The following is a 6,325-nucleotide window of genomic DNA, read 5'->3' on the forward strand; positions in this document are numbered from 1 at the left end:
CCTGCCATAAAAAACAGGGGGAGATGGGATTTCCCTGTCTCCCCCTGCTTCTTTCCTATTCAGCCCTGCGCTATGATAGCCCCCCATCTGACTGTCGAATGGATCACAGATTTTTATGGGGGAAGTCTCTGAGTTTCCGGTACGTGTCTACTACGAAGACACAGACGCCGGAGGCATCGTCTACAACGCCAATTATCTCAAGTTTATGGAACGGGCTCGCACCGAGTTCCTGCGCGCCGGCGACATCGAGCAAGATGTCCTGTTGCAGGCGGGGATCGCCTTCGTGGTGAGTCGCACCGAGATCGATTTCCGCTCCGCGGCCCGCTTCAATGAACTGCTGACCGTATTGACGCAAGTGACTGAAGTGAAACGTGCTTCCATGCGCTTTTCACAGCAGATCCTGGCGGCTGATGGACGACTGATCACCCAGGCCATGGTACAGATTGCCTGTGTCAGTCATCCGCAAATGAAACCTGTTGCAATACCTGAAAAAATCAAGGGAGTGCTGTTAAGTGCACGCTGAAATTTCGTTTATTGGTCTGTTCTGGCAAGCCAGTCTGCTGGTGAAACTGGTCATGATGACCCTGATGGGCATGTCGGTCGTCTCCTGGGCGCTGATCATCCAGCGTTCCAAGGTCATCAAGGCGGCCAACCTCGCCTCGGAGCAGTTTGAAGACAGATTCTGGTCCGGCGTCGACCTCAACCGTCTCTATCAGGAGTCCTCTTCCCGCCGCGATGACATCGAAGGCATGGAAGACATCTTCTATTCCGGCTTCAAGGAGTATGCCCGCCTGCTCAAGGCCGGCGCTCGTGGCCAGGATGCGGTGATGGACGGTACCTATCGTGCCATGCGTGTCTCGCTGTCCCGTGCGGTGGACGAGCTGGAATCCAACCTGCCAGTGCTGGCGACCGTCGGCTCCATCAGCCCCTATATCGGCCTGTTTGGTACCGTATGGGGCATCATGAACGCCTTTATTGCACTGGGTCAGGTGCAGCAGGCGACCCTGCAGATGGTGGCACCGGGCATCGCGGAGGCGCTGATCGCCACCGCCATGGGTCTGTTCGCGGCCATTCCCGCGGTTATTTTCTATAACAGATTCACCAACAAGGTAGAGAAGCTGGAGAACGCCTACGCCAACTTCATGGACGAGTTCACCACCATACTGAACCGTCAGATTGCACAGCAGCAGGGTGACAAGTAAATGCAAACCTATCAGCGGATCCGGCGCAAGAAGGTCGCCGAGATCAACGTGGTGCCCTATATCGACGTCATGCTGGTGCTGCTCATCATCTTCATGGCGGTGACGCCGGTGATCACGCAAGGGGTCAAGGTGGACCTGCCCCAGGCCGAGTCCGAGCAGTTGCCCGAGGACGCCAAGCCCCCCTTCATCGTCAGCGTCAACACCGAGGGTGAGTACGTCATCAAGGCCGGTGAGGCGGATGATGAGCCAGTGCCAAGTGGCACGCCCGAGGCGATGCAGCAATACATCACCGAGAAGGCGATGGGTTATCTGGCCATCAACCAGAACGCTCCCGTGGTGGTGGCGGGTGACAAGTCCGTGCGTTACGAAGAGGTGATCCTGCTGATGGTGGCCCTCAAGAAAGCCGGTGTGCCTCAGGTTGGCCTGATGACGGATCCGGTGAACTGACGGAGATGGATGTGAAGCGTGGTATTTCCGGTTATCTCGTCGCGTCGCTGCTGCTGCATCTGATCATCGGCATCATATTGCTGGTCGGTGTCGACTTCAGCAAGCCCAAGCGCCCCGAGTCGAAGGGACAGATCGTCAATGCAGTGATGCTGGACAGCGAGTTCCTGGAGCAACAGGCACAGCAGATCCAGCAGCAGAAAGCTCAGCCCAAGGCTGCCCAGCAGCAGAAAGAGAAGGACAAGGAAGACGCCGATCAGGCCCGGCGCGAGCTGGCGAAGGAGCAGGAGCGTCTGCGCATCGCCGAGACCAAGCGCAAGGAGGCCGAGGAGGCCACCCGCAAGGCCGAGACCGAGAAGCAGAAGAAGGTAGCCGAGCAGAAGCAGGCGGAAGAGCAGGCCCAGAAGGCCGAGGAAGCCCGCAAGCTGGAGGCGCAGAAGACCAAGCAGGCCGAAGCCAAGCGCCAGGAAGAGGAACTTGCCAAGGCGCTGGCGCTCAAGAAAAAGAAAGAAGAGCTGGAGAAGAAGCAGGCCGAAGAGAAAGCCAAGGCGAAGGCGGATGCGGCCAAGAAGGCTGAAGCCGACAAGAAGGCCAAGGCCGAGGCTGAGAAGAAAGCCAAGGCGGAAGCCGAGAAGAAGGCCAAGGCTGAGGCAGAGAGAAAGGCTGCAGATGAAGCCGCCAAGAAGGCAAAAGCTGACGCAGACAAGAAGGCGAAGGCCGAGGCTGACAAGAAGGCCAAGATAGAGGCAGAGCGCAAGCGCAAGGCGGCCGAGGAGGCCAAGTTGCAGAAAGAGATGGAAGCCATGATGCAGCAGCAGCTGGAGGCCGAGGCCAATTCCCGCAGCCAGGCTGCATCGGCTGCGGCTCAGGGGGAAGCCCAGAAATATGCCGCCCTCATCGCCGCCACGGTGGAGCGCTATATGATTTTGGATCCCACCATGCGGGGCAAAACCTGTACTATCGGTGTCAAATTGGCCAGTACCGGCTTCGTCATCTCGGTGGACAACGGCCAGGGTGACCCTGCGGTCTGCCGCTCCGGCAAGGCGGCTGTGCTGAAGGCGAATCAGTTGCCGGTGCCGAAGGATCCGGCGGTATTCGAGCAGTTGAAGGAACTTAACCTCAAGTTAGAACCTAGCATCTAGACGTGATAAAACGGGGTCATTGACCGTGGTTGGCAGCATCTGCTGATAAAGGAATTTCACCTCTCATTTTTATTGGAACAGAGTATTTAAGCCATGATAAGAAAAGTGTTTTTTGCTTTGGTTGGCTGCCTTCTGCTAGGCCAGAGCGCTCAGGCGGCCTTGGACATCGTCATCACCGGCGGTATTGACAGTGCGCGCCCCATCGCCATAGCCCCCTTCAAGTGGGAGGGCAATGGTCAACTGCCACAGGACATCGCCGAGGTGGTCTCCAACGACCTGATGCGCAGCGGCAAGTTCAAGCCGCTGGCCCGTGGTCAGATGCCGCAGACTCCGAGCAGCAGTGGCGAGATCAACTTCGCCCCCTGGGCGTCCCAGGGTGTGGAGGCCGTGGTGGTCGGTTCCATCGCGGCGGTAGGTGATGGCACCTACAAGATCAACTTCGAGCTGGTCGACGTTCTGAAGGGCCAGCTGGCCAAGACCCAGGGCGGCGAAGCGAATGGTTACATCCTCGACAGCCGCATGGCGACCATACCGGGTGCCCAGATGCGCCAGTTCGCCCACCGCATCTCCGACATTGTCTACGAGCGCCTGACCGGTGAGCGTGGTGCCTTCCTGACCCGACTGGCCTATGTCTCCGTCCAGCAGGGCACCCAGTTCCCGTACCAGCTGCGTATCTCCGATTACGATGGCTACAACGAGAAGACCCTGCTGCGCTCCCGCGAGCCGTTGATGTCACCGGCCTGGTCGCCGGATGGCAGCAAGCTGGCCTATGTTAGCTTCGAGAACCAGAAGTCCGAGATCTATGTGCAGGACATCTATACCCAGCAACGCAGTCTGATCACCAGTTTCCGTGGCATCAACGGTGCCCCCGAGTGGTCACCAGATGGTCGCCGTTTGGCTATTGTTTTGTCCAAAGATGGGCAGCCTGATCTCTATGTTGTTGATGTTGCTAGCAAGCAACTCACTCGAGTCACAAATAACCGTACCATAGACACCGAACCCTCCTGGATGCCGGACGGTCAAACTTTGCTGTTCACCTCTGAACGTGGTGGCAAACCCCAGATTTATAGCGTAAATTTGGCGACTGGCGTCACTCGCCGGATGACCTGGGAAGGGGATTCCAACCAGGGTGCATCCATCACGCCGGACGGCAAGTCCATGGTGGTGGTGACCCGGGTTCAGGGACAATATCGCATCGCTCGCCAGGATATGGAAAACGGAGCCATGTTGGTACTGACCCAGAGTGCTCTCGATGAGTCGCCAAGTGTGGCTCCCAATGGCAGCATGATCATTTATGCCACCATCTATCAGGGTCGTAAGAGTCTTGCGTTGGTGTCGACCGATGGTCGCTTCAAGGCAGTGCTTCCGACCAGTAGCGGTGAAATTCGTGCACCAGCTTGGTCGCCCTTCTTGAATTGATAAAAAAATCGATTGTTTTTTGTTTTGTTATAAAGGTTTAAGGAAATAGCATGCAACTCAATAAACTGCTCAAGGGTCTGGCCATCGCACTGCCACTGTTCACCCTGGCTGCCTGTAGTTCTTCTTCCGACTCCGACGCCGCTGGCGCCGAGTCTGGCATGACCGACGGCATGGGCGGTGTACAAACCGGTGGCGCCAACGGCATGTTGTCCCCGGAAGAGCAGATGCGTCAGAAGTTCGAAGCTCTGCAGCGCGATAACGTGATCTACTTCCCGTACGATGGTTACGACATTCAGGGTCAGTACGCCGACCTGCTGGATGCCCATGCCAGCTACCTGCGTGAGCGTCCGAGCGTCAAGGTGTTGATCGAAGGCCACGCCGATGAGCGCGGTACTCCGGAATACAACATCGCCCTGGGCGAGCGTCGTGCCAAGGCCGTTGCCAAGTATCTGCAAACCCTGGGTGTGCAGGCCGAACAGCTCTCCATCGTCAGCTATGGCGAAGAGAAGCCACTGGATCTGTCCCACACCGAGGACGCCTTTGCCAAAAACCGCCGTGCGGTTCTGGTTTACTAAGGTTTGAACCGAACGAAGTTCGTTTATATGCAAGCGGCCATTTCGATGGCCGTTTTATTTGCACTAAACGCCAAGGTTTGATCCGAATGAAATCTGTATAAGCGAGCGACTATGGCGCTGGCCGTTTTATTTGCACTAAACGCTAAGGTTTGATCCGAATGAAATCTGTGTACAAGCAAGCTGTTGTTGCGCTGGCCGTATTGGTTGCTCTGAATGCGCATGCGGCGGCTCCTGTCAGCGATCTGGGCGGTGACTCGGGTGGTGGGGTTGTCCTTAGCGGCAACAACGGTGCCATAGTGCCCACGGGCAGCCTGGAAGACAGAGTCGCCCTGCTGGAGCGCACCCTGAACGCCCGTCTGCGCCTGCAGGCCGAGCTGCAGCAACAGGTCGACTCCCTGCAAGGGGAAGTCTCCGAACTGCGTGGTCAGCTGGAGCAGCAGACCTACCAGATGGAGCAGTCGCAAGAGCGTCAGCGCCAGCTCTATCAGGAGCTCGACAAGGTGGCCAACAGCCAGCCTGCCGCCGCAGCGCCCGCGACTCCTGCAGCCGGCGCCACGACGCCAGCCGCCGCGGCCAACTACTCGACCAATCAGGACGAGAACCAGGCCTATGACGCAGCCGTGAACATGGTGCTCAAGGAGAAGAATTACGACAAGGCCATTCCTGCCTTCGAAGGGTTCATCAAACAGTTCCCGAGCTCCAGCTATGTTCCCAATGCGCACTACTGGCTCGGCCAGCTGATGTTCAACAAGGGTGACAGAGCCGGTGCAGCCAGCCAGTTCTCCACTGTGGCGAACAAGTACAGCAAGTCGCCCAAGCGGGCCGATGCCCTGCTGAAACTCGGCATGCTGGCGCAGCTCGACGGCAAGAAAGCGGAAGCCAAGACTTTCTATGAGCAGGTGATCAAGGGTTACCCCAATACCTCGCCAGCCCAGTTGGCCAAGCAGAGCCTCGGCAAGCTGTAACATTGCTGCATGTCACTGTTTTCGTAACAGTCTTGTAAATGCGGCTCTGCTTTGTATGCGCAGTGAGCAAACAGATTTAATTTAAGATTTTTCTATTGCGCCAGGATGATAAATCCGTAATATAGGCCGCCGTCAGAGCCGGTGCAGCAGTGCGCTCGGAGCTGGTCGTGGTGAGGGTCGTTAGCTCAGTCGGTAGAGCAGTTGACTTTTAATCAATTGGTCGCTGGTTCGAATCCAGCACGACCCACCATTTCTTCACAACGGGTGAAGACAGAATTCCCAGGTCGTTTAGCTCAGCTGGGAGAGCACCTCCCTTACAAGGAGGGGGTCACTGGTTCGAGCCCAGTAACGACCACCAGTTTTAACGCGGTCTGCCACGGCAGGCGGTGACAGGTTCAAGGTGTGGGTCGTTAGCTCAGTTGGTAGAGCAGTTGACTCTTAATCAATTGGTCGCTGGTTCGAACCCAGCACGACCCACCAATCTTGACCACAGAGTATCCCAGGTCGTTTAGCTCAGCTGGGAGAGCACCTCCCTTACAAGGAGGGGGTCACTGGTTCGAGCCCAGTAACGACCACCA

7 protein-coding genes and 4 tRNA genes are annotated in these 6,325 nt (G+C 57.2%); all 11 read left to right on the forward strand.

All coding sequences use genetic code 11. The annotated features are described in order from the left end of the window. Positions 1-115: 115 nt before the first annotated feature. Positions 116-523: a tol-pal system-associated acyl-CoA thioesterase gene (gene ybgC, locus AB5Y91_RS14440; protein WP_005331541.1), complete on the forward strand. Its 408-nt coding sequence runs from the start codon at positions 116-118 to the stop codon at positions 521-523. Next, positions 513-1,202 carry a protein TolQ gene (gene tolQ / locus AB5Y91_RS14445; RefSeq protein WP_025325802.1) on the forward strand — a complete coding sequence of 230 codons (690 nt, stop codon included), beginning with the start codon at positions 513-515 and terminating at the stop codon, positions 1,200-1,202. Before ybgC ends, tolQ begins: the two co-directional genes overlap by 11 nt. After that, complete coding sequence (gene tolR / locus AB5Y91_RS14450; RefSeq protein ID WP_005331545.1) at positions 1,203-1,649, forward strand: protein TolR; 447 nt, start codon at positions 1,203-1,205, stop codon at positions 1,647-1,649. Between the two features lie 5 nt (positions 1,650-1,654). Then, entirely contained in the window at positions 1,655-2,788 is a 1,134-nt protein-coding gene (gene tolA, locus AB5Y91_RS14455; protein WP_368170116.1) for a cell envelope integrity protein TolA, read from the forward strand. 93 nt (positions 2,789-2,881) lie between these two features. Further along, entirely contained in the window at positions 2,882-4,207 is a 1,326-nt protein-coding gene (gene tolB / locus AB5Y91_RS14460) for a Tol-Pal system beta propeller repeat protein TolB (RefSeq protein ID WP_041206742.1), read from the forward strand. A gap of 50 nt (positions 4,208-4,257) precedes the next feature. Beyond that, on the forward strand, positions 4,258-4,782 hold the full coding sequence (gene pal, locus AB5Y91_RS14465; RefSeq protein ID WP_005331552.1) for a peptidoglycan-associated lipoprotein Pal: 525 nt from the start codon (positions 4,258-4,260) through the stop codon (positions 4,780-4,782). A gap of 158 nt (positions 4,783-4,940) precedes the next feature. Continuing rightward, positions 4,941-5,747: a tol-pal system protein YbgF gene (gene ybgF / locus AB5Y91_RS14470; RefSeq protein WP_162520034.1), complete on the forward strand. Its 807-nt coding sequence runs from the start codon at positions 4,941-4,943 to the stop codon at positions 5,745-5,747. Between the two features lie 174 nt (positions 5,748-5,921). Beyond that, a tRNA-Lys gene (locus AB5Y91_RS14475) sits at positions 5,922-5,997 on the forward strand. A 32-nt stretch (positions 5,998-6,029) separates the two neighbouring features. Beyond that, a tRNA-Val gene (locus tag AB5Y91_RS14480) sits at positions 6,030-6,105 on the forward strand. A 46-nt stretch (positions 6,106-6,151) separates the two neighbouring features. Beyond that, positions 6,152-6,227, forward strand: a tRNA-Lys gene (locus tag AB5Y91_RS14485). Between the two features lie 22 nt (positions 6,228-6,249). Beyond that, positions 6,250-6,325: transfer RNA gene (locus tag AB5Y91_RS14490), tRNA-Val, on the forward strand.

This window comes from Aeromonas sp. R4-3, assembly GCF_040908275.1.
GTDB lineage: Bacteria > Pseudomonadota > Gammaproteobacteria > Enterobacterales > Aeromonadaceae > Aeromonas > Aeromonas rivipollensis.

Bases quoted from the DNA above. Each gene is read 5' to 3' on its own strand.
- ybgC (WP_005331541.1), top strand. From the start codon at position 116: ATGGGGGAAGTCTCTGAGTTTCCGGTACGTGTCTACTACGAAGACACA.
- tolR (WP_005331545.1), top strand. From the start codon at position 1,203: ATGCAAACCTATCAGCGGATCCGGCGCAAGAAGGTCGCCGAGATCAAC.
- tolA (WP_368170116.1), top strand. From the start codon at position 1,655: ATGGATGTGAAGCGTGGTATTTCCGGTTATCTCGTCGCGTCGCTGCTG.
- tolB (WP_041206742.1), top strand. From the start codon at position 2,882: ATGATAAGAAAAGTGTTTTTTGCTTTGGTTGGCTGCCTTCTGCTAGGC.
- pal (WP_005331552.1), top strand. From the start codon at position 4,258: ATGCAACTCAATAAACTGCTCAAGGGTCTGGCCATCGCACTGCCACTG.
- ybgF (WP_162520034.1), top strand. From the start codon at position 4,941: ATGAAATCTGTGTACAAGCAAGCTGTTGTTGCGCTGGCCGTATTGGTT.